This is a genomic window from Nocardia sp. NPDC127526 (assembly GCF_042672265.1).
GTDB lineage: Bacteria > Actinomycetota > Actinomycetes > Mycobacteriales > Mycobacteriaceae > Nocardia.
In genome coordinates, this window is sequence record NZ_JBHXVO010000029.1 from 69455 (window position 1) to 90912 (window position 21458).

11 protein-coding genes are annotated in these 21458 nt (G+C 67.9%); 3 read left to right on the forward strand and 8 right to left on the reverse strand.

Annotation, left to right across the window (positions count from 1 at the left end):
- Nucleotides 1-60 precede the first annotated feature (60 nt).
- Nucleotides 61-2373: an ATP-binding cassette domain-containing protein gene (locus ACFVIV_RS32125; protein WP_379202847.1), complete on the reverse strand. Its 2313-nt coding sequence runs from the start codon at nt 2371-2373 to the stop codon at nt 61-63.
- Nucleotides 2366-3304, reverse strand: coding sequence for a Gfo/Idh/MocA family protein (locus ACFVIV_RS32130; RefSeq protein ID WP_379202849.1), 939 nt, complete (start codon nt 3302-3304; stop codon nt 2366-2368). Before ACFVIV_RS32130 ends, ACFVIV_RS32125 begins: the two co-directional genes overlap by 8 nt.
- A gap of 95 nt (nt 3305-3399) precedes the next feature.
- Between ACFVIV_RS32130 and ACFVIV_RS32135 the strand changes: the two genes are divergently transcribed.
- A complete protein-coding gene (locus ACFVIV_RS32135) occupies nt 3400-4362 on the forward strand; it encodes a helix-turn-helix transcriptional regulator (protein WP_379202851.1) in 963 nt (320 codons plus the stop codon).
- Between the two features lie 32 nt (nt 4363-4394).
- Here the strand turns inward: ACFVIV_RS32135 and ACFVIV_RS32140 are convergent, their stop codons facing one another.
- Nucleotides 4395-4763: a hypothetical protein gene (locus tag ACFVIV_RS32140; RefSeq protein WP_379202853.1), complete on the reverse strand. Its 369-nt coding sequence runs from the start codon at nt 4761-4763 to the stop codon at nt 4395-4397.
- A 344-nt stretch (nt 4764-5107) separates the two neighbouring features.
- Here ACFVIV_RS32140 and ACFVIV_RS32145 point away from each other — a divergent pair, with 344 nt between their 5' ends.
- Together ACFVIV_RS32145 and ACFVIV_RS32150 are read left to right on the forward strand one after the other, a co-directional pair.
- Complete coding sequence (locus ACFVIV_RS32145; protein WP_379202855.1) at nt 5108-5965, forward strand: DUF5753 domain-containing protein; 858 nt, start codon at nt 5108-5110, stop codon at nt 5963-5965.
- Nucleotides 5962-6162 carry a DUF397 domain-containing protein gene (locus ACFVIV_RS32150; RefSeq protein WP_379202856.1) on the forward strand — a complete coding sequence of 67 codons (201 nt, stop codon included), beginning with the start codon at nt 5962-5964 and terminating at the stop codon, nt 6160-6162. Before ACFVIV_RS32145 ends, ACFVIV_RS32150 begins: the two co-directional genes overlap by 4 nt.
- 1 nt (nt 6163) lies before the next feature.
- Here ACFVIV_RS32150 and ACFVIV_RS32155 read toward each other — a convergent pair whose 3' ends face one another.
- The 5 genes from ACFVIV_RS32155 to ACFVIV_RS32175 all read right to left on the reverse strand — a co-directional run bounded on the left by ACFVIV_RS32155 (nt 6164) and on the right by ACFVIV_RS32175 (nt 21450).
- On the reverse strand, nt 6164-6754 hold the full coding sequence (locus tag ACFVIV_RS32155; protein WP_379202858.1) for a suppressor of fused domain protein: 591 nt from the start codon (nt 6752-6754) through the stop codon (nt 6164-6166).
- 182 nt (nt 6755-6936) lie between these two features.
- Entirely contained in the window at nt 6937-7686 is a 750-nt protein-coding gene (locus tag ACFVIV_RS32160; protein ID WP_379202860.1) for an SDR family NAD(P)-dependent oxidoreductase, read from the reverse strand.
- 130 nt (nt 7687-7816) lie between these two features.
- On the reverse strand, nt 7817-10534 hold the full coding sequence (locus tag ACFVIV_RS32165; protein ID WP_379202862.1) for an ATP-binding protein: 2718 nt from the start codon (nt 10532-10534) through the stop codon (nt 7817-7819).
- 25 nt (nt 10535-10559) lie between these two features.
- Nucleotides 10560-10877, reverse strand: coding sequence for an EamA family transporter (locus tag ACFVIV_RS32170; protein ID WP_379202864.1), 318 nt, complete (start codon nt 10875-10877; stop codon nt 10560-10562).
- Between the two features lie 139 nt (nt 10878-11016).
- Nucleotides 11017-21450 (reverse strand): amino acid adenylation domain-containing protein, encoded by a 10434-nt coding sequence (locus ACFVIV_RS32175; RefSeq protein ID WP_379202866.1) that lies wholly within the window; start codon nt 21448-21450, stop codon nt 11017-11019.
- Nucleotides 21451-21458: the final 8 nt, after the last annotated feature.

The following is a 21458-nucleotide window of genomic DNA, read 5'->3' on the forward strand; positions in this document are numbered from 1 at the left end:
CGAAGAGTCGATTTGCGCTGACCTCACCCACCGTAGGAATTCAATAGGTCATTCAGGGACCTATTGAGGCGACGCGACCATGCGGTCGACATCCCGCCGCACGTACTCGGCGGTGAAAGAGTTCTTCGCCGCCAGCAGTTCCGCCGGGGTGCCCTGGAATACGATCCGCCCGCCGTGGCGGCCGCCGTCGGGGCCGAGGTCGATGATGTGGTCGGCGTGTTCGATGACATCCAGGTCGTGTTCGATGACCAGCACCGTATTGCCGGCGTCCACCAGCCGGTCGAGCAGGGCCAGCAAGGTGCTGATGTCGGACATGTGCAGGCCGGTGGTCGGCTCGTCGAGGATGTAGAGGCCACCGGACTTGCCCAGTTCGCCGGCCAGCTTCAAGCGCTGCCGTTCGCCACCGGACAGGGTCGAAAGCGGTTGGCCCAGAGTGAGATATGCCAGACCGACCTCGACCAGTGAGCCGATCTTGCGGCGAATGGCTCGATCGGCGAAGAAGTCGGCGGCCTCCTCCGCGGTCAGCGCCAGCACGTCCACGATCGTCCTGCCGTGCAAGGTGTATCGGAGGACGTCCGGGTCGTAGCGGTCGCCGCCGCAGCGTTCGCAGAGGGTGGTGACGGGGTCCATGAACGCCATATCGGCGGTGATCTCGCCGCGCCCGCCGCATTCCCGGCAGGCGCCCTTGCTGTTGAACGAGAACAGCCCGGCATCGACGTGGTTGGCGTCGGCGAACGCTTTGCGGATGGCGTCCATGACGCCGAGATGGCTCACCGGCGTCGAGCGTGTGGAGGAGCCCAGCCCGGCCTGGTCGACCACGATCGCCTCGGGATGCTCGATGGCGAACACCTCGGTCACGAGCGTGGATTTGCCCGAGCCGGCCACACCGGTGAACACTGTGAGGACGCCGGTCGGAATGTCCACGCTCACATCCCGCAGGTTGTGCAGATCGGCGTGCTCGATGCGCAGAAATCCGGTGGGCGTGCGGAATTCGGTCTTCACCCGGCTGTGGCGGCGCAGCGCGCGCCCGGTCGCGGTGTCGGCCTCGCACAGACCGGCGTAGTCACCCCGGTACACGATTTCGCCGCCGTGCACGCCCGCGGCCGGTCCCATATCGACGATATGGTCGGCGACGGTGATCACGTCGCGGTCGTGTTCGACCACCAGCACGGTATTGCCCTTGTCGCGCAACTGCTTCAGCAAGGCGTTCATCCGGCCCACATCCCGCGGATGCAGGCCGACGCTGGGCTCGTCGAAAACGTAGGTGATCCCGGTCAGCGCGGAACCGAGGAAGCGCACCATCTTCAATCGCTGCGCCTCACCGCCGGAGAGGGTCGTGGTCTCGCGGCCGAGATTCAAATAGCCCAAACCGATGTCGTCGAGCCGGCGCAGTCCGGCAATGGCCTGTTCGGCCAGCGCATTGGCGAGCGGATGATCGATCTTGCCGAGCACCTCGATGAGCTCGGCGACCTCCATGGTCGAGTAGTCGTGGATGGTGTAGCCGTTGATCTTCGTCCGCAGTGCGGCCCGATTGAGCCGCGCACCGTGACACAGCGGGCACGTGCCCTGAGTCGTGAAGTGCTCCACCGCTTTTCGTGTGCGCGCCGACAGCGTCGACAGATCCCGGTTCAGATACAGGCGGTTGAACTTGTCGACGAGACCCTCGTAGCTGGTCCACGGTCCGCTGAGCTTCGGCTGCACACCCTCGCCCGGACCGTGGACGAGATTGTTCCACTCGGTCTCGCTGTACTCCCCCACCTGCTTGTCCAGATCGAACAGGCCCGAGGCGGCGAACATCTGCCACTGCACGGTGCCGACCGCGAACAAGGGAAACCGCAGCGCCCCTTGATTCAGCGACAGCGATCTGTCGATCATGGCGTCCACATCGACCGTGGTCGTCCGCCCCAGCCCGGCACAGGCCGGGCAGGCGCCCTCGGGGGTGTTGAACGAGTACACCGTCGCCATCCCCGCCGACGGCTCCCCCGCCCGTGAGAACAGCACGCGGATGATCGAATAGATATCGGTGCTGGTGCCGACCGTCGAGCGGGCATTGCCGCCGATCGGTTTCTGATCGACCACCACCGCGGTGGTCAAGCCGTCGATACGGTCGGCGTCGGGCTTCTCGTGGCGCGGCATCCGGTTGCGCACGAACGTCGTGAAGGTCTCGCCCAGTTGCCGTTGCGATTCCACCGCAATGGTCCCGAACACCAGCGACGACTTGCCCGAACCCGATACCCCGGTGAATACGGTGATCGCGTTCTTGGGAATCGAGAGCGAGATGTTCTTCAGATTGTGTTCCCGCGCACCGTCGATGACGATCCGATGCACCGGATCATCCAGCGGCCCGGCGGATTCCGGTGCGCGCTCAGCCATTGACGGCCCTGTCGATGCGCAGCGCCACGTCGAGGCTGTCGAGCACGGTGTCCGGTCCGATCGTGTTGACAGCCTTGCCGTTCAGGCAGTCCAGGACGTGGTCGATCATGCCGGAGTACTGGTTGACGTCGGGGACCTCGAGCCGCTCGGCGCCCGCATCGGAGTACAGCGTGACGGTGGAGTCGGGCTTGCCGTCGAAGCCCATGGTGAAAGTGCATTCGAGCGTGGCCTTTTCGAAGACGGCGCGGTAGCCGCCGCGGCAGCCGTAGCTCATCGGCAGCATCGACGAGGTCGAGCAGCGGACGAGCGCGCTCGGATAGGCGAGCAGCGCATCCACCGCGGCGGCCTCGGAATCCTTGGCTGTCGCGGCGACTTCGATATCAGCGGGGACGCCCAGCGCCCGGATGATGGTGTCGAGATCGCCGAGCATCGAATCCAGGGGTATCTCCTTCAGGCCGATGCTCGCGCCCGGCCACAACAGCGCCGTATTCGTTTCCACCGTGAGCTGCAACAGCCGGCCGTGCGCCCCTGCGGTGACGGCGTCGACCAGCATGCGGCTCTGCGGCACGAAACGGTTGAACATATCGACGAACACCTGCTTGTCACTCGCGGCGGAGGCCGCGACGATCCGGCGGGCGTCATCCATATCGGGCGCCAGCGGCAGCTCGGTCAGCACGTGCTTGCCCGCGGCCAAGGCGCGCAGGACGTGCTCGGTGTGCAGGCGCGTGGGCAGGCAGATGTCGATCAGATCGATGCTCGGATCGGCGTAGATCGAGTCCAGATCGGTGGTGGTCGGATAGCCGAACTGCGCGCCCATCTGCTCGGCCTTGGCGGGCGTATGCCCGTAGATGACCACGTCGACGTCCGGATGAGCCTTGAACCCGGCGGCGTGCGCCTGGGCGATGCTCGTGCCGAGAAGCGCGACCTTCACGATGACCCCTTTCATTCTGCGTCGACTCGCGTTGCCACGACGCTAGAAGTCCAATAGGTCATCAACTGACCTATTGAGGTGTCAGGATGGGGTTTGTGCGTGATCCATCAGGCCGGCTGTTACAACTGCTCTCCCTGCTCCAGTCCCCGCGGGAATGGACCGGTATCGAGCTCGCCGAACGGTTGCGGGTTACCCCGCGAACGATTCGCCGCGACATCGAGCGACTGCGCGAACTCGGCTATCCCGTCCACGCCACCCAGGGCAATATCGGCGGCTACCGACTAGCCGCGGGCACCGCCATGCCGCCACTGGTCCTTGACGACGAGGAAGCCGTCGCCATCGCCATCGGCCTGCGCACCGCGACCACCGCCACGATCACCGGTATCGAGGACGCCGCACTGCGCGCCCTGGCCAAACTCGAACAGGTCCTGCCCAGCCGATTGCGCCACCGCCTCTCGGACGTGTCCGATGCCGACGTGCTGCCCGTGCCCGGGCCCCCGATCGCCCCGGAAACCCTGGCGGCGCTGGCCGCCGCCTGCCGCGCCCGCGAGAAGGTCCGCTTCACCTACACCAAGGCCGGCGAGGACGTCTCCAAACGCTTCGTCGAACCCCATCGCCTCATTGCCGCCGGAGCCCGTTGGTATCTCATCGCTTTCGACTCCGACCGCGGCGATTGGCGCACCTTCCGCCTGGACCGCATCGACGCCGTCCACCGCACCGGCCTCCGCGTGCCCGCCCGCGAACTCCCCGACGGCATGGACGCCGCCGCCTGGCTCACCCGCTCGCTGCGCCGCACCGGCGCCATCCAAGCCCGCATCCTGCTGCACGAGCCGGTCGAAACGGCCCGTCATCGCCTGAGCGCGCGCCAGGGTCTGCTCGAGCCCGCCGACGAGCACACCTGCACCCTCACCACCTACCCCGACGCACCCCACTACACGGCCTACAACATCGCCCTGCTCCCCATCCCCTACACCCTGCTCGACCCACCCGAACTGGCTCCGCTCATTCGCGCCATCGGCGAACGCGCCATCGCAGCCACCACTCACTCCCAGCCCTGACCGGCCACGCATCGTCCGCTGGGTTCCCGACGTCAATCGAGGACGACACTCTCGATGAGCACGGTGAATACCGCTGCCTCCCAAGGGTTCGCCTCGACCCCGGCAAGGATCGCATCCAGCAACGGCGCGTAGGCCAGACTGCCCGGGCCATAGTGCCCGCTGGCGCGGGCACTGGCCATGACGGCTTGGATAATGATCGCGTAGACCTCGGGGCGCGGGACGGAGACGGCTCTGCCGGCGGCTTCGGTGCGTTGCAGCAGGAACTCGGCAGCGGCGATAACGTCTGCCAGGACCTGGATTTCGAGCTCGCGCGTGCTGTCGGCCGAGGGCATGCCGTCACCACGCTCGATGCTTGCCGCGCAGGCGATGCGTGTTGCGGAGAGGGACGCGGTGGAGTTCACGGCCACCGGCTACGAGCGGTGGAGCATCAGGCGCGGGTGCGGTCGGGAGATGGCCGTCGGCAGCGATCCGCAGCGCACCCGGCACGGCGGCGAGACAGCCGAGTAGAACTACGACCAATGAAACTGTTTCCCAGAGCATTTCGACACCCCTCGCGAATGCTGTTCGTGGACTGGCGGACATGTTCAGTAGACACCCATTCACGCATCGCTGTACGTTCACAAAGGACATCCACTGAAATACACTGGACGTCCACGACGGACATGCCCGCGGAAGTCACTCCCCAGATAGCGAGGCTAACGAAATGGCCGGATCAACGGTCTCTCGTAGGGATTTCGGGAATTTCATGTACGAGCTTCGAACGCATGCTGCGCGGAGTACGCTCGCTGCCGGACTGCACCTGGAAGTCTCCCGCCAAACGATCATGCGCCTCGAGGAGGGGTTGCCGACCAAGGTAACGACTCCGCAGCTCAAGAGCTTGCTGGATTTCTATGAAGCCGACGCCGAGACTCGAGCTGAAGCGCTGATGCTGTGGGGCGAAATCAAAGAACAGGATAAGACGGCTAAAGCGCAAGGGAATTCAAAGGGATACTGGCAGGCATACGCGGATCAGGTCGCATCGCATTTTCCGCGCTATCTACGGCTGGAAGGCGCGGCCAACCGCGTCACTTCCCACCAACTCGTGCTTGTCCCAGGACTTCTGCAGACTGCCGATTATCGCCGCGCGATCGCCAAAATCGATGCCCCGGAGTTGTCCGCGGTGAATACCGAACGCCGCGTCGAACTGGCGGCGCGCCGACAGGCGAGGCTCGACGATGCCGACTTCCAGATGAATGCCCTTGTCTCCGAAGCCGTGCTGCGGCATCAGCCGGGCAGCCCAGCAGTCATGGCGGCGCAACTGCGCTGGCTCGCGGAGGCGGGCGAACGTGACAATATCCGAATCCGCGTCATTCCGTTCCGGGTCGGTCCGCATCGCGGACTGAACATCCAATCGTTCACGCTGCTGGAGTTTCCGCGCGGCTCCAGCGGTCTCACGGTGCCTCCCGTGGTGTACCTGGAGGGTGCGGTCGGCGCTCTGTACCACGAACGCGAGGACGTCATCGATCGCTATCGGGAAGCGATCTCGGAGTTGCGAGCGGTAGCGTTGAGTGAGCAAGACACCAGAGACATGGTGCTCGAAATTGCAGAGGAGTACGCGGCGTGACTATCGATCTGTCCGGCGCAGAATGGTTCAAATCCTCCCGGTCCTCGAATGCCAGCGAGTGTGTCGAGATTGCCTTCGTCGGCCACGAAGCCGGTCACGTCGGCATACGGGATTCCAAGGACCCCGCCGGTCCCGCGCTCGTCTTCAGCGGGCCGCAGTGGGACCGGTTCCTGCACAGCGGCATCTGGCGGGGCTGAGCTAGCCGCTCCAGGGTTCGCGGCTGGTGAAGATGTCCACATTGGCCATGAGTTCTTCGAGGAAATCACCGGGGCGCATGCGGCGGGCGTGGGCGCGTTCGGCGTCGGTGATGGGGACGACGTTCATGATGCGGATGGGCTCGTCGTCAATCCAGATGCAGTCCTGGCCGTTCGGGGTGAGGGGGCCGGCGACGAAGATGGCGTCGCAGCCGGGGAAGCCGGGGAAGTCCTCGTCGAGTTCGATCATGTGGCCCCAGTTCACCTGGTTTCCGGTGAGCCAGGGGTAGACGGCGAGGTTGGCCAGTTGGCGGGCGATGGCTTCCTCCACCGAGCGATCGAGCCAGCCCCGGCAGGCGAAGCGGAGTTCGGCGCGCCCGCCATTGCCGGGTCCGGGGGTGGTGGGCAGTTCTCCCGCCGACATTCCGATGGTGGCGAACGAGGTCATGGGCACATCGTCGGCGGGGTGGAAGATGAAGACGTCGACGCGGCCGATCGGTCCCGGTCCGCCCTCGAATACGTAACCGTCGTCCTCCAGTCCCCAGCTCTCCCGTAAGTCGCGAAAAACCCCGCGCAGCAACGGAGATGCGCCCACCCTGAATCCTTCCATCTCTCCCGCATCGATCTGGTGGCGGAATCACCTGTCGTGCAGGATGGTTCGGGCCGCCCGCATGACTCGCCCTCGATGCCTTGATAATCCGGCAACCTTACTGCGCTGCGATCGAGGCCGGTGCAGGCGACCCTCCCAACCAGTGCGGGCGGCCCGGCTACCGCGGATCACCCCCCATAGGCGCCGCACGAAATATCGATCTGGGCATTGGTGATCGAACGAGCCCGGTCGGAGGCGGCGAAGGCGGCGACCTGGCCGACGTCGGAGAGGGTGGCGGCCCGCTTCAGCAGGGTGCTGTCGACAATGCTCTGCTTGGCCATCTCGGTCTGCGGGATATCGGGCAGGGATTCCGGGATGCCGCTGGTGCGGAGGGTGAGGACGCGGACATTGTGCGGGCCCAGCTCACAGGCCCACTGGCGGCGCAGCGCTTCGATGGTGTCGCTGCCGATCTGCACGGTGCCCAGCCCGGGCGCCCGGTTGCCGTAGTCGGAGCCGCCGAAGAACAGGATCACGCCCGATTCCTGGGCGACCATGTGCTTGGCGGCGGCCTGGGTGGTGATCAGCTGGGAGGTGACGAGCCGGGATATGGAGTGCGCGAAGTCGGCCACCGGGATATCGGCGAGCATGCCGAACAGCGACTCCTGGGCGATGACGTTCACCGAAATATCCAGGCTGCCGGTCTTTTCGACAATGGCGGCGGCGTGGTCGTGCACGGCGGCGGCATCCAGGGCGTCCACGGCGGCGGTCTCGACGCGGCCGCCGTCGGCGCGGATCTTGTCGGCGGCGGCGTCCAGGGTGGCGGCGGTGCGGCCGACCAGGAAGCAGTTCGCGCCTTCGGCCGCGAAGCCCGCGGCAATGGCGGAGCCGATGTCACCGGCGGCGCCGTAGACGACTGCGGTCTTGTTCTCGAGGAGCATGAGCGTCTCTTTCGTGTGAGGGAGTCCTGCTGACACGAAAGACGCTATTTCGACAGTAGTTTCGGCCACATCGGTCGACTTACCGGCGTCCCGGGACGATGACCGGGATTGAATGAGTCATTCAGCTGGGTCACAGCCCGAGCTGGGCGAGTTCGGCCCGGCGCGCGACACCCAGCTTGGGATAGGCGTTGTACAGGTGATGGCCGATGGTCCGCGGGCTGAGGAACAGTCGCGCGCCGATCTCCTTATTGCTGTAACCGGCGGCCGCCAGGCGAACCACCTGCAGTTCCTGCGGCGTGAGCTGGGCGAGCGGATCGGTGCGGCGGGCCATCGCCGGCTGCTCGCCGAGCGCGGCGAGTTCGGCGTGCACCCGGCTCACCCAGGCGCGTGCTCCGAGGCGGTCGAAGGTGTCCAGTGCCTCGACCAGCTGGCCGCGGGCATCGGACCGTCTGCGACGGCGGCGCAGCCACTCGCCGTAGACCAGCTGGGTTCGCGCACGGTCATAGGGGCTGCCGTGCTGCGCGAGCGCGACCGAATAGTGCTCTTCCGCGTCGTCGCCGGTCGACAGCAAGGCCCGGCAGCGCCTCGACAGCGCTTCCGCCGCAGGGCTTCCGACGCTCTCGGCCCATTTGCCGAAGGCGGCGAAGTGCTTCTCGGCCCGGTCGCGGTCACCGCCGCGCACGGCGGCCTCGACGTGGTCGGGCACGGCGCGGAGGAGGAAGTCGTGGGCGGCGGGGCCGGTGCAGACGCCGTCGAGCCGGTCCACCGCGGCTGTCAGATCGCCGCCGGCCAGGTCCGCGATCGCGAGTCCCCACTCGGCGAGCGCCGCGTGCGTGCGGTGCGTCCCCGACAGGCCCGGGAGGACTTCGCGAGCCAGGGCACGGCATTCCGGCTCGTCCCCGCCGACCGCGGCCAGCCATACCTCGATCGCCCGCAGCGCGGCCGCCTCGGTCGGCATGCCGAGTTCCTCGCTCAGCGCGACGCCCTCGGCCACGGCTGCTCTCGCCTCGCCGAAGGCTCCGGTGAACGTGTGCGCGAGTGCGGCCAGTTCGAGCGCGTACGGAATCCATTGCAGCTCACCGGTCGCCCGCGCGCCCGAGACCACCTCGTCCATGATCGCGGCGGTGGCCGCATCATCGGCCAGCATCAATCCGCTGAATCCCGCGACGATCTTGTGCAGGTCGTCCACCGACTCCCCGTGTGCCGCACGGATTTGCGCCGCCATGGCCGCCACCGCCGGTGCAGGCTTGCCGCCGAGCAGCTCCGCCCAGGCGATCTGCGCCGACACATGCGGGCGCAGTGGCGAGTTCTCGGGTAGCCGAATGGAATTCAGCAGCTCGGTGCCCCGCACCAGCAGCTCGCGATCCGCCGCGTCCCGTGCACAGCAGATCGCCTCGGCCAAGATGAACGCCGCCCGCTCGGGTTCACTGTCCGCGATCAGCGCCGCCGCCTGCAAACTGAGTTCGGCGTCGGCGGCCGGCGAGGTCCGCTCGTATTCCACCTGGGCTCGGATATGCGTTGCGTCGGCGTGGATTCCGAGGTTCTCGGTCAGCGATACCGCCTCGGCGGCCAGGCGGGTGGCGCGATCCGGTTTGCCCGCGTCGTATGCGGCGCGGGCAGCGAGCAGAATGCGATGCGCCTTCCGTTCGGGGTCCACGCTGAGCCGTCCCGCACGGTCGTAGGCCGCGGAGACGGCCATGGCGCCGCCGCGGCGCTGCTGACGCTGGGCGGTCTGTTCGAGCGCGGCGGCCACGCGCTCATCGGGTTTGGTGGTCGCCGCCGCGAGATGCCATGCGCGGCGGTCGGCGTCCGCGGGCTCGGTCAGTGCCCGGGCGAAATTCTCGTGCACGGTGATCCGCTGATGATGCGGTGCGTTCCGATAGACGGCCGCCCGAATCAGCGGATGCCGGAAGACGATCCGATCGGGCTCGGCGGAGACCAGCCCCGCCCGCTCCGCCGGCTCCAGGTCCGCGTTCGACAGTCCTTGCAGGGCGGCGACATCGAACACCGTGCCGATATCGGCGCCACTGTCCGACGCCGCGATCAGCAGCAGAGTCCTCGTGCCCGAAGGCAGTTCGGCGATCTGGGCACGAAAACTCTCCTGCACCCGCGACGACACCGCCACGGGACCGACCTCGTGCCCCGGATCGATGCGCCCGGTGGTTTCCGCGGTGCGCCGCGCACCGCCCAATTCCAGCAAGGCCAGCGGATTCCCAGCCGATTCCGCCAGAACCCGCTCACGGCCCGGAACGGTGAGACCGGGCGTATGCCGGTCGAGCAGGCCGACCGCGGCCGCCCGCGGCAGCCCGGACAACCGCATGGTCGCGATCCCCGGAGTCGGGAAAGGCAGCGCGGTGTCGCGCACCCCGAGAATCATCGCCATCGCATCCGCACCGAACCGCCGGGCAGCGAACAACAGTGCATCCGTGGAACTTTGGTCGATCCACTGCGCGTCATCGATCAGCAGCAGCGTCGGCGTCTCGGCAGCCAGTTCCGCCAGCAGCGTCAATGTCGCCGCACCGACCAGGAATCGATTGACCTCCGTCGTCTCGTCCTGCCCGAATGCCGCCCGCAGCGCCGCCGCCTGCGGTCCGGGCAACCCGTCGATCCGCTCCGCGAAGGGATACAGCAGCATGTGCAGCACCCCGAACCCCAATTCGGCCTCGGATTCGATTCCGACCCCGCGCAATACCCGCATCCCCCCGGCGGCCCCGGCCGCATACTCCAGCAGCGCCGTCTTCCCGATCCCCGCCTCCCCCCGAATCGCCAGCACCCGACCACGCCCCGCCGCCGCAGCGGCCAGCAGCCCATCGATTTCGGCCAGCTCGGCGTCCCGTCCCACCAGCATGGTAGTCAGCGTAATCTCGCAGGGATTATCTCGGCTCGGTGTCCTGGGGTTCGCGGCGCGTGCCGCTGCGGGCGACGGCGACTCCGGCCAGGCAGAGCAGGCCGCCCGCCAAGGCCAGGGGGCCGGGAACTTCGCCGAGGGCGAGCCAGGACATCAGGATCACCAGGGCGGGTACGGCGTAGGTGGTGACGCCCATGCGGCCGGCGGTGGTGACTTGCAGGGCCGAGGCGTGGGCCAGGGCGGGTTTCTGGGCTATGACCGAGATGGCCCGGCTGGCCGCGGCGAGCACGCACAGGATGACGCCGAGGACGGTGGCGGCGCCATTGGCGTTGGAGAGGCCCACAGCACCACGGTCACGGCGGCGGCCGTAATGGCACGTCCCTGGTCGGATCGAACGGTCAGCACCATGCACCGAACGTAGAGCACGATCTCGGTGAATTACACGCGATTTTCGGACGTCGCGTCGTGGATATCCGCCCGGGTCAGTCACCTCCGGCGGGGAGGCGGGATTCCAGGATCGGGGCGATTTCGGTTGACTTGTCGGCGTTGAGCATTCCGGTGTGCCAGGCATCGATGGGGACGCGATCGATTCGGCCGGTGATGTATTCGCGCCAGGTGTCGGCGAGCCGGTCGCGGCCGGGCTCGCGGGCGGAGGTGAAGAGCAGCGCGTCGCCGGTGAAGCGGCCCGGGGTATAGGGCACCGGGTTGGAGAAGCTCTCCAGGACGCGTTCGACGTGTCGCGGTGTGAGGACTCCGGCCCGGGTGATTCGATCGGCGAGCAGGGCGTAGAACTCTTCGAGGTTGTCGATGGCCGGAATATCGTCCAGGCCCAGGGCTTCTCGCCAGCCACCGAGAATGCGGCCGACGGCTTCCGCCACCTCCTTCGGTTCGGGTTCGGGTGCGTCGTGCGGGCCGGTTTCCGGGCTGGCGTCCACGAGGGCGAGCAGGCCGACGGGGTGGCCGAGTTCCTGCAGGCGCACGGCCATGGCGTGGGCGATCTGGCCGCCCAGGGACCAGCCCAGCAGGTTGTAGGTGGTGCCGGGGAAGCGGTCGAGAATCTCGCGGACGTAGCGGTCGGCGTAGGCGGCAACCGTTTCCGGGCGGGATTCGTCGGCGACGATGTAGGGATCCTGCAACCCGTAGACGGGGCGGTCGGGGTCCAGGTTGCCGGCCAGGGAGCCGTACACCCAGGCCAGGCCGCCGCCGGGGTGCACGCAGAACAGCGGCGGGCGGGTGCCCGCGGACCGCAGCGGGGTCAGCACGCCCAGTGAAATGTTCAACTGGTCACCGCTGTCCAGGGTGCGGGCCAGGGAGGCGGGGGTGGCGTCGGAGAACAGGTGGCCGTACTGGAGTTGCCTGCCGGTGCGCGACCGCACCAGGGAGACGACTTGTACCGCGCTGAGCGAGTTTCCGCCCAGTTCGAAGAAGTCGTCGTCGGCACCGACCCGGGGCACGCCGAGGACTTCGGCGAATACGCCCGCCACCAGGCGCTCGCTCGGGGTGCTCGGTGCGCGGAACGCGCGCGGTGCGATCACGGGCGCGGGCAGGGCATTTCGATCGACCTTTCCGCTGGTCGTCAGCGGGAGGTCGGCGAGCACCAGCACGACCTCGGGGACCATGAAGCCCGGGACGCGCTCGGCCATCGATCGGCGCACCGAGACCGGGTCCACCGGGCTTCCCGGTGTGGCCGTCACGTAGGCCGCCAATCGGGTTGCGGCGCTGTCCGTCCCACCGTCCGGGGTGTGCACGATCGCGACGGCCTGCTCGATTCCGTCCAGGGCGCACAAGGCGGCCTCGACCTCGCCCAGCTCCAATCGCTGTCCGCGCACCTTCACCTGGAAGTCGGAGCGGCCCACGAATACCAGAGCGCCCCGGCCCGAAGCCGACTCATCGGCAACCCACCGCACCAGGTCACCGGTGCGGTACAACCTATCCCCCGCTCCCCCATGGGGATTGGCCACGAATCGTGCGGACGTCAACCCGTGGCGGCCCCGATAGCCGCGTGCCACACCGGCGCCCGAGATATACAGCTCGCCCACGACACCGGCGGGCACCGGACGCAGCCACGAATCCAGCACCAGCACATCCATTCCGGCGATGACCGAGCCCAGGGTGACCGGTTCGCCGGGCCGCAGCTCATTGCTCGCGGTCACCCAGATGCTGGCCTCGGCGGGTCCGTAGAGATTGTGCACCCGGCGCCGGGCCGCGGCGTCGGTGCGCGACCAGCGCGCGACCAGTTGCGCCGAACACCGATCACCGCCGGTGAGCACGGCCCGCAGCTCATCCAGGCCGGCCGAATCCAGTGACAGCGCGACCGAGGGCGTCAGGAAGGCGTGCGTGATGCCCTGCTCGCGCAGCAGCCGCCACAGCGGTTGCCCGCCATACACATCCACCGGCGCGACCACCAGAGCACCACCGCCCGAGATCGCCAGCAGCAATTCCAGGATCGCCGCATCGAATGTCCGTGAGGCGACACTCAATACGCGTGCCGCGGATTCGACCCCGTAGTCGCGCACCTGCGCCGCGACCAGCGCCGCCAACCCGGCATGAGTGACTTCCACACCCTTCGGACGGCCCGTCGAACCGGAGGTGTAGATGACGTACGCGGTGTTGCCGAGCCGGACCCTCGCACCCCGATCCGCTTCGGTGACAGCGGCATTCGGGCAGAGGTCGATCTCCGCCGCCACCGCACGGTCATCGACGACCACCCAGGCCGGGTCTTCCGGCAGCGATGCCACGTACCTGCCCAGTGTGATGCCGACCCGCACACCGGAATCGGCGCACACCCAGCGATTACGGTCGACCGGATGCGCCGGATCCACCGACAGGAACGCCGCACCTGTCTTGGCGATCGCCCAGAGTGCCACGACCCACTCCACCGAGCGCGGTATACCGATCGCCACGATCGATTCCGGACCCGCACCGCGTCCGATGAGGAAGCGCGCCAAGCGATTGGACCGCTCGTCGATCTCCCGGTAGGAAAGCGCCCGGTCCCCGTCCACGACCGCGGTTCCGTGCGGGTTACTCGCCACCGCAGCGGCCCATAGGGCGGGCAAGGTCCGGCCGCCCGCGACCGCACCGCTCTCACCGACGCCCGAACCTGTTGCTACGACCGCTCCGCCGTGCCCGTACTCGTGCAGCAGCAGGCGCCGCTCGGCTGCGGACAGCAGGTCGACGTCGCGCACAAGGATGTGCGGTTCCTGGGAGATCGCCGTCAGCACTCGCGACAGCCGTTGCGCGACAACAGTAATCGTGGCCTCGTCGAACAGTTCGCCGGCATAGCCGAGGTTGACCGGGATCGCGCCGTCGTCGTCAGGTGTGTCGGTCAAGGTGAGCGTCAGATCGAATCGCTCGACACCGGTCTCGGCTCCCATGCCGGTCACGACCACCTCCGGCAGTTCCAGGCATGCCTGGTCGAGGTTGTGGAAGGCCAGCATCACCTGGAACAACGGATGGTGCGCCTGGCTGCGCGGCGGATCCAGGGCTTCCACCACCTGCTCGAAGGGCACCTCGCCGTGCGCGAACCCGTCCAGATCCACCCCGCGCACGTGGTCGAGCAGCTCGGCGAAGGTCACCGACTCGTCGACGCGGGTGCGCAGCACGACCGTATTGACGAACATGCCGACGAGGTCGTCCAGCAGGGCCGATCCGCGCCCGGAAACCGGTGTGCCCACCGCGATATCGGTGCTGCCGGACAGGCGGGACAGGACGATGGTCAGTGCCGCGTGGAAGACCATGAACAGCGTCGCGCCCTGCGTCCGCGCGAGACTCTGCAATCCGGACACGATTTCGGGTTCGATCGTGAACCCGTATGTCGCGCCCCGATGCGAGGCCACCGCGGGTCGGGGCCGGTCAGTCGGCAGATCCAGCACCTCGGGCAGGCCCGCCAGCTGCCCGGTCCAGTACCCGAGCTGCCGCGTGAGCACCGATTCCGGATCGTCGGCCGAGCCCAGCAATTCCCGCTGCCACAGTGTGTAATCCGCGTACTGCACCGGCAATGGCGTCCACTCCGGGCCACGCCCCGCGCAACGCGCCGTGTACGCCATGGCCAGGTCACGCGCCAGCGGAGCCATCGAGAAGCCGTCGGCATTGATGTGGTGCACCACGAGCACCAGGACGAATTCGTCGGGTCTTACACAGAGCAGCCGCATCCGCAATGGGATCCGCTGTGTCACATCGAAACCCGTCGACACCACGGCAGTCACCGCGGCCGCCAGCTCGGATTCCCGCACCGGGACCGGCGTCGCGTCGAGGTCGACCACCGTCGCCAATTCCTCGACAGGAACCACGAATTGGAAGGGCACGCCATCCACATCCGGGTACCTGGTGCGCAGCACCTCGTGCCGTCCCAGCACATCGGTCACCGCTGCCGACAAGGCCGAAGCGTCCACCGCACCGGACAGCCGCAGCACCAGCGGAATGCTGTAGGCCACCGATCCGGGAGCGAACCTGTTCACGAACCACATTCGCTGCTGCGCATACGACAACGGCACGCGCTCCGGGCGCGCCATCACGCCCAATCGCGGCGTGACCGCCGAGCCCGCCGCACGCTCGGTCACCCGCCGAGCCAGCTCACCCGCCCGTGGAGCCTCGAACACATCGCGCACGCCGACCTGGCCGCCCAGGGTCTCAGACAGCCGCGCCACCAGCCGTGTGGCGGACAGCGAGTTGCCGCCCAGCGCGAAGAAGTCGTCATCGACGCCTACTCGATCGTGCCCGAGGACTTCGGCGAACACCCTCGTCACGGCTTCTTCGGCGGGAGTCGAGGGAGCACGGAACTCCTGCGGGGTGAACACCGGTGCGGGGAGTGCGCGCCGGTCCACCTTTCCGGTTGCGGTCAAAGGCAACTCGTCGAGCACCAGCACATCCGGAACCATGAATCCCGGCAGCCGCTCCCCCACCGAACGTTTCACCGCTACCGGATCCACCGTGCATCCGGCCGCGGCCACCACGTATCCCACCACTCGCACGCCGGTACTCGCGGCGGTATCGGAATGCGCCTCGGGTGTATGCACGACCGCCGCTACCGCTTGCTCGACCCCCGCCACCTCGCACAGCGCCGCCTCGACCTCGCCGAGCTCGAGGCGCTGCCCGCGCACCTTGACCTGGAAATCGGAGCGGCCCACGAACTCCAGCACACCCATATCCGAATCCACTGCATCGGCGATCCAGCGCACCAGGTCACCGGTCCTGTACAACCGATCTCCCTCGGCACCATAGGGATTCGCCACGAAGCGCGATGCCGTCAATGCCGACCGTGCTCGATATCCACGCGCCACAGCGGGACCCGACACGTACAGTTCGCCGACCACTCCGGCGGGCACCGGGCGCAACCACGAATCCAGAACCAGCGCAGCGACCCCGGGGATGGGACCGCCGATTCCGGTCCGTTCATCCGGTGACAGTTCCGCGGCCGTCACCCAGATCGTGGCTTCCGCCGGGCCGTACAAGTTGTGCACCGTCCGGAGGCCCGCCCTATCGGTGCCCGACCATCGCGACACCAGCTGCGGTGCACACCGATCGCCGCCGGTCAGCACGACACGTAGGTCATCCAGGCCCGCGGGTTCCAGCGTCAGCGCCACGGCCGGTGTCAGGAATGCGTGAGTGACCTCCCGGTCCCGCAGCACACGCCACAACGGTTGCCCGCCATACACATCCACCGGGGCCACGACCAACGCGCCCGCGCCCGCCACCGCGAGCAGCAATTCCAGGATGGCCGCGTCGAAGGTCCGGGAAGCCACGCACAACACGCGCGAATCTCGGTCGATCGTGCTCCGGTGCACCAGATCCGAGACCACCGCCGCCAAGCCGCGGTGGGTGACATCGACACCCTTCGGACGGCCCGTCGATCCCGAGGTGTAGACCACGTACGCCGGGTGGCCCGGTCGCAACGCCCCATGGCGATCGCCATCGGACACCGGCGCGGGTGAGCAACCATCGATCTCGGCGACCACCACGGGATCATCGAGAATCAACCAGGACACGTCCTCGCGCGGCAAGGTCGCGCCGTGTTCGGTGGATGTGATGCCCACTCGCACCGAGGAATCGACGCAGATGGACTCATTGCGGTCGAGGGGATGCGCGGGATCGAGAGATAGGAATGCCGCGCCCGTCTTGGCAACCGCCCAGACCGCGAGCACCCACTCCAGCGAGCGCGGCACACCGACCGCCACAACCGCCTCCGGGCCGGCGCCACGGCCGATCAGGCAGCGCGCCAACCGGTTCGATCGCTCATCCAGCTCGGCATAGGAGATTGTCCGGCCCGCGTCTATCACCACGGCACCTTGCGGATTCGCGGCCACCGCGACAGCCAGCAGCGCGGGCAAGGTGAGAGCGTCGCCGGGCACACTGCGGCCGACTGGTTCGAACGCACCGCCCTTCCCGCGCTCACGCACAGGCAGGTGGCGGTCACCGGCGGACAGCAGACCGACTTCATGGACCGGAACAGCCGGATCCGACACGGTCTCGGCACGCTCGGTGGTATCGCCATCGCGAACAGCAATGCGGCCGTTGCGCCCCCACACGTCGAGCAGCTGCCGCCGCTCGGAGACGTGCAGTATCTCGACATCACGGACCGCGGCCGACGGATCGCGGGTGACCGCGTGCAGCACTGCTTGCAGTCGGCGGGCGAATCCGTCTATCGCGGCCGCGTCGAACAGGTCTGCCCGGTACTGCAGCCGGATCCGGGCGGTGTCCTGGAGGATCACGCTGCACGTCAGGGGATAGTGCGTGGAGTCGGCGGCCGTGACCGCGGTGACCGTCAGGTTGTCGTCGCCGGTGGCCTGGTCGAGGTGGTGGAGGTCGACGGGGTAGGACTCGAGCACCATGAGGGTGTCGAAGAGGCTGTCGTTGCCGGTCAGGGCGTGGATCTCCGCCAGGCCGAGGTGCTGGTGGTCCAGTAGTGCGGTGTGCTCGTGGTGGATTCGCGCCCAGAGTTCGGCGACGGTCTCGGCCGGTTGCAGCCGCACCCGGGCCGGGATCGTGTTCACGAACAGGCCGATGGTGCGTTCGGCGGCGGGCAGGTCGCCGGGGCGGCCGGATACGGTCGCACCGAACACCACGTCGGTGCGGCCGGTGAGCTGCCCGATGAGGATGGCCCACACCGATTGCAGCACCGTATTCGCGGTCACGCCGGCGGTCGCCGCTGCTGCCATCAGATCGCGAGTAGTGGCACTGTCGATGCTGATCCACTCTTCTGCGACCGGTCCCGAGGCAGCGCCCGAGGTTCCGGCAATGAGGGTGGGTTCTGCGCCCTCGAGTGCACGACTCCAGGCCGCCCGTCCCGCCTCGAGGTCACGGGATGCCAGCCACGCCAGGAAGTTCCGGAATGATCCGGCCGCACCATCCGGCGTCGCACCGCGGTATTCGGTGAGCAGATCGGCGACCAGCAAGGGCATGGACCAGCCGTCGAGGATCACGTGGTGGTTCGTCAGGATCAATGCCCACCGCTCGGGACCCAGGACGACCAGGGTGAACCGTAGTAGCGGCGGCGCGGTGAGATCGAATCGTCGGGCCTTCTCGGCTGCGGCGAGCTCCTCCAACGCCGTCTCCGCGTCGGCGGCGCTCGTGAGATCCACTACCTGCCAGGGCAATTCGACCTCACCGCAGACGACCGCCACGCTCTCACCGTTACCGGTGGCGGTGAATGCGGTGCGCAAGCCGTCGTGTCGCCGCAGTACCGCTGCCGCTGCCGCCCGCAGGCGTTCCGGATTCAACTTGCCGGTCAGACGCAGCACCACCTGCGCGGTGTAGACGTCGGTCGCAGCGCTGACGGACAGCTGAGAGTGGAACAGCAATCCGGCTTGGAGTGGAGTCACCGGCCATACATCGGTCAGCGACGGGTACAACCGCTCGAGCGTGGTCAGCCGGGTCCGACTCAAGGTCACCAGCTCGAAGTCCGAGGACGAATGCCCGCCCGCGCCCGGCTTTTCGGCGTGCTCGGCGATCGTGGTGAGCGCCTGGGTCCACAGCTGCGCCAACTCGTCGATGTCCGCACGGTCCAGCAGGGTGGACGGGTACCGGAATACGGCTTCCAGCCGGTCGTCGACCACCATGGCCGAGACATCCACCGCCACCGTTACCGGTGTCTCCGGGTCGACCGCCACCTCCAGCTCGCCCAATCCGCCGAGCAGTCCATCGGCCCCGAGATCCGTCGCCGATACCCGCCCCAGATAGTTGAAGCCGATTCGCCCCGGCATCCGATCCGGGAGCAGCGCAGCGGTTTCCGGGTTCAGATAGCGCAGCATCCCGTACCCGATTCCCTTGTCCGGGATCGAACGCAGCGTGTCCTTCACCGACCACACCAGGGCCGCCACATCCCCGTCCGAGAGCACATCGTCGACGCCCGCGAGGTCGAACCGCACCGGGAACATGGAGGTGAACCAGCCCACCGTCCGCGACAGATCCGCGCCGGGGACGACCTGCTCTTCGCGGCCGTGGCCCTCCATCCGGATCAGGACCGACGGTTCGCCGATGCCGCGTCGAACCCGCCAAATCCGAACCGCGGCAGCCAAACCGGCCAGCAGACCATCATTGACGCCGCCATGGAACACCGCCGGTACCCGCGACAGCAGGGTGCCCGTCACCGATTCCGGCAGTCGCACATCCACGTGCTCGAGGACCGACGCCGTGTCCAGCGATGGATCCAGATCCCTTCCGCCCCAGAGGGAATCCGCGCCTGCCGTCATGGACTGCCACAGGCCCAACTCCCCCACCCGGTTCCGGTCCAGAGCGGCGTTCCGCAGTGCGTGCGCCCACCGTCGCATGGAAGTACCCACCGGTTCCAGTGCCGGCGTCCCGCCGCGCATCGCCTGCTCCAGCGCCGCCATCAGATCCGGGACCAGCACCCGCCACGAGACGCCGTCGACGACAAGGTGATGCGCCACGACCGCCAGCCGGCCCGGCTCACCGACGGCGTCGAGCCACACGAACTGCACCATCGTGCCCGCTGCCGGATCCAGCCGGGCCGCGGCCGAGTTGACTTCTGCCCCAGCGAGGTCCGCAACCTCCGACGGATGAGCATCCGCGGCGATTTCGCGACGCCGCAGTACCGCGGCAGCGGCGATACTGCCGGGCGGAGTCACCATCAATGACCATGCGCCGGACTCGTCGAGCCGAAGCCGGGAGCGCAGCATATCGTGGCGGTCGACCACCGCGCCCACCGCCGCGAGCAGGCTCGCCTCGTCCGCTCCGACCGGCAAGCGCAGCACCACATGCTGCTCGAAGCGAGCGAAACCCTTGCCCCACTCCATCATCCACTGCGCGACCGGCAACAACGGCAGCTCCCCCACCCCGCCGCCGGGGAGCTCGGCCAAGGCATCGTCCACCCCGTCACCGGACGCATGCGCGATCGACGCCAACCGCGCCGCTGTCCGCTGCTCGAACACATCGCGCGGCCCGAACACCAGGCCCTGCGTCCGCGCGCGGGCCACCACCTGGATCGATACGATGGAATCGCCGCCCAGCGCGAAGAAATCGTCGTCGACTCCGACCTGTTCGAGCCCGAGGACCTCGGCGAACACGCTCGCCACGAGCTGCTCCGCCGGTGTCGACGGGGCCCGGAAAGCTCGCGAACCGAACTGCGGCTCGGGCAATGCCCGCCGGTCGACCTTTCCGCTCGCCGTCAATGGCAATGCGTCGAGCACCATCACCACGTCCGGGACCATATAGCCGGGCAACCGCCGAGCCACCAGTTCGCGGACCAGCACCGGATCGAGGTCATACCCCGGTGCCGCCACCACGTACCCGGTCAGTCGCGCACCAGCGCCCTGGGCGTCGGGAACCGAATGCAGCAGCGCCACAGCCTGTTCGACGCCCTCCACCGCGGTCAGCGCGGCCTCGATCTCGCCGAGCTCCAGACGTTGACCGCGCACCTTCACCTGGAAGTCGGCGCGGCCGACGAACACCAGTTCCCCCGCGCCCGAGCCGTTCTCGTCGACCGTCCAGCGAACCAGATCGCCGGTGCGGTACAACCGGTCGCCCATCTTCCCGAACGGATTGGCGACGAAGCGCGACGCGGTCAGCGAGGATCGGCCTCGATATCCGCGCGCCACACCGGCGCCCGCGACATACAGCTCACCCACCACACCGGCGGGAACCGGGCGCAGCCACGAATCCAGTACCACCGCAGCCATACCCGTGATCGGAGCGCCGATCCCGGAAGAGCCCCCGGGCGGCAATTCCGTGCCCGTCACCCAGATGGTGGCCTCTGCGGGGCCGTACAGGTTGTGCACCCGGCGCGAGCCCGCCGCGTCGGTGCCCGCCCACCGCGAAACCAGTTGCGGGGAACACCGATCGCCACCCGTCAGTACGACTCGCAGCGCGTCCAAGCCGTCCGATTCCAGGGACAGCGCGACCGCCGGAGTGAGGAAGGCGTGGCTGACACGCCGGTCCCGCAGTAGCTCGGACAGTGGTTGTCCGCCATACACATCCGGCGGCGCGATCACCAGTGCGCCCGAACCCGATACCGCCAGCAGCAATTCCAGGATGGCCGCATCGAAGGTCCGGGATGCCACACCCAGCACGCGCGCGGCGGGATCGATCGCGCACCGGGACCGCAGATCCGCGATCAAGGCCGCCAACCCGGCATGGGTGACCTCGACGCCCTTCGGGCGACCTGTCGACCCCGAGGTATAGACGATATAGGCGGGGTTGCCCGCACGCAGCACCGTGCGCCGCTCCGCATCGAGCACGGCGGCCGGACTCTCGGATGCGAGGTCGAGCCGATCGAGACGGATGGTGTCCACGCCGTCCACGCCGAGCTCGAGATCGTGGCGAGCGAGTACGCAGGTGACGCCGGAATCGGTGCACACGAACCGGTTTCGCTCCTGCGGATGCGCCGGATCCAGTGAGACGAATGCCGCACCGGTCTTGGCGACGCCCCACACCGCCAGCACCCATTCCAGCGAGCGCGGCACACCGACGG

What these genes read in the sequence shown, in the direction of transcription:
- ACFVIV_RS32125 (WP_379202847.1), bottom strand. Translation starts at nt 2,373, where the DNA reads ATGGCTGAGCGCGCACCGGAATCCGCCGGGCCGCTGGATGATCCGGTG.
- ACFVIV_RS32145 (WP_379202855.1), top strand. Translation starts at nt 5,108, where the DNA reads ATGTACGAGCTTCGAACGCATGCTGCGCGGAGTACGCTCGCTGCCGGA.
- ACFVIV_RS32160 (WP_379202860.1), bottom strand. Translation starts at nt 7,686, where the DNA reads ATGCTCCTCGAGAACAAGACCGCAGTCGTCTACGGCGCCGCCGGTGAC.
- ACFVIV_RS32165 (WP_379202862.1), bottom strand. Translation starts at nt 10,534, where the DNA reads ATGCTGGTGGGACGGGACGCCGAGCTGGCCGAAATCGATGGGCTGCTG.